The sequence below is a fragment of the Geomonas edaphica genome, from assembly GCF_004917075.1.
GTDB lineage: Bacteria > Desulfobacterota > Desulfuromonadia > Geobacterales > Geobacteraceae > Geomonas > Geomonas edaphica.
The window spans coordinates 610,001-612,800 of sequence record NZ_SSYB01000005.1 but is presented as its reverse complement, the minus strand read 5'-3'; the positions used below and the strand labels follow the sequence as shown (position 1 = coordinate 612,800).

At 52.2% G+C, this 2,800-nt stretch carries 1 rRNA gene (only partly in view); it reads right to left on the bottom strand.

Annotated features, from left to right (window positions below):
* Positions 1-2,800, bottom strand: a 23S ribosomal RNA gene (locus tag E8K79_RS18500); its annotated part runs 112 nt beyond the window's last position; the annotation flags it as partial.

Genomic DNA, 2,800 nt, shown 5'->3' with positions numbered 1-2,800 from the left:
CTGCACTTACACACCCGGCCTATCAACGTTGTGGTCTACAACGGGCCTTTAGGGGATTGCTCCCAGGGATACCTAATCTTGAAGGAGGCTTCCCGCTTAGATGCTTTCAGCGGTTATCCTTTCCGTACATAGCTACCCAGCGACTGCTCCTGGCGGAACAACTGGAACACCAGAGGTACGTTCAACCCGGTCCTCTCGTACTAAGGTCAACTCTTCTCAAGTATCCTACGCCCACAGAAGATAGGGACCAAACTGTCTCACGACGTTTTAAACCCAGCTCGCGTACCGCTTTAATTGGCGAACAGCCAAACCCTTGGGACCTACTTCAGCCCCAGGATGCGATGAGCCGACATCGAGGTGCCAAACCTCCCCGTCGATGTGAACTCTTGGGGGAGATCAGCCTGTTATCCCCGGCGTACCTTTTATCCGTTGAGCGACGGCCCTTCCATACAGAACCGCCGGATCACTAAGACCTACTTTCGTACCTGCTCGACTTGTTGGTCTCGCAGTCAAGCTCCCTTATGCCTTTACACTCTACGGCTGGTTTCCAATCAGCCTGAGGGAACCTTCGCGCGCCTCCGTTACTCTTTGGGAGGCGACCGCCCCAGTCAAACTACCCATCAGACAGTGTCCCCGACCCGGATGACGGGCCTGGGTTAGACATCCAAACAAACCAGGGTGGTATTTCAAGGATGACTCCACCGAGACTAGCGTCCCAGCTTCAAAGTCTCCCACCTATCCTACACAAGCTTATTCGAATGTCACTGTCAAACTGTAGTAAAGGTGCACGGGGTCTTTCCGTCTTTCTGCGGGTACTCGGCATCTTCACCGAGAATTCAATTTCGCTGAGCCACTGGTTGAGACAGCGCGGAAATCGTTACGCCATTCGTGCAGGTCGGAACTTACCCGACAAGGAATTTCGCTACCTTAGGACCGTTATAGTTACGGCCGCCGTTTACCGGGGCTTCGGTTCAAAGCTTCACCTTGCGGCTAACAAATCCCCTTAACCTTCCGGCACCGGGCAGGCGTCAGACCCTATACGTCGTCTTGCGACTTTGCAGAGTCCTATGTTTTTAGTAAACAGTCGCTACCGCCATTTCTCTGCGACCCTCTTCAGCTGTGCGAGCGAATCGCCTTCACCAAAAAGGGCATACCTTCTCCCGAAGTTACGGTATCATTTTGCCGAGTTCCTTAACCAGTGTTCTCTCAAGCACCTTAGGACATTTATCCTCACCCACCTGAGTCGGTTTACGGTACGGTCACCTGCTGTCTGAAGCTTAGAGGCTTTTCTTGGAAGCATGGGATCAACGACTTTACGGGGATACCCCCTCGTCATCAGTTCTCAGCGTTGAATGGAAGAAGGGATTTGCCTCCTCTTCCCGCCTACGACCTTAAACCAGGACAACCAGCGCCTGGATCGTCTACCCTACTCCGTCCCCCCATCGCAACAACAGGTGGTACGGGAATATTAACCCGTTTCCCATCAACTACGCCTTTCGGCCTCGCCTTAGGGACCGACTAACCCTACGCAGATTACCTTTACGTAGGAAACCTTGGGTTTTCGGTGACAAGGTTTCTCACCTTGTTTTTCGCTACTCATGTCAGCATAATCTCTTGTGATACCTCCAGCCGTCCTCACGGTCGACCTTCACAGGCTTACACAATGCTCCCCTACCACTTGATCCTTAAGGATCAAATCCGCAGCTTCGGTACTACGCTTAGCCCCGTTACATTTTCCGCGCAGACCCACTCGACCAGTGAGCTATTACGCTTTCTTTAAAGGGTGGCTGCTTCTAAGCCAACCTCCTGGTTGTCTGGGCATTTCCACATCGTTTTCCACTTAGCGTAGATTTTGGGACCTTAGCTGGCGGTCTGGGCTCTTTCCCTTTTGACTACGGATCTTATCACCCGCAGTCTGACTCCCACAATAACAGTTAGCGGTATTCGGAGTTTGGTTAGGTTTGGTAACCTGGTGAGGCCCCTAGCCCATCCAGTGCTCTACCCCCGCTACTTACTTTGTGAGGCTATACCTAAATATATTTCGGGGAGAACCAGCTATCTCCGAGTTTGATTAGCCTTTCACTCCTATCCACACCTCATCCCCTGGCTTTTCAACGCCAGTGGGTTCGGGCCTCCACGAAGTGTTACCTTCCTTTCACCCTGGACATGGATAGATCACCCGGTTTCGGGTCTACCCCCAGCAACTATGACGCCCTATTAAGACTCGCTTTCGCTACGGCTCCGTTCCATGAACTTAACCTCGCTGCTGAGGGTAACTCGCTGACTCATTATGCAAAAGGCACGCGGTCACACTGGATTGCTCCATAGTGCTCCCACTGCTTGTAGGCATACGGTTTCAGGTTCTATTTCACCCTCCTCATTGGAGTACTTTTCACCTTTCCCTCACGGTACTAGTGCACTATCGGTCAGAGAGTAGTATTTAGCCTTGGGAGATGGTCCTCCCGGATTCCCACGAGGTTTCACGTGCCTCGCAGTACTCGGGGACACCCTAGGGTGAATCAAGATTTCGGATACGGGGCTATCACCCACTATGGCCGGCCTTTCCAAACCGTTCGCCTATCCTTCATCAATCCCATGTCGGGGCCCCACAACCCCTGTGCCATCGAAATAGTACAGGTTTGGGCTGTTCCGCTTTCGCTCGCCGCTACTGACGGAATCACTATTGTTTTCTTTTCCTGAGGGTACTTAGATGTTTCAGTTCCCCTCGTTCGCCACGTACAGCTATGTATTCACTGTACGTTACTGGAGCATTACCTCCAGTAGGTTTCCCCATTCGGAA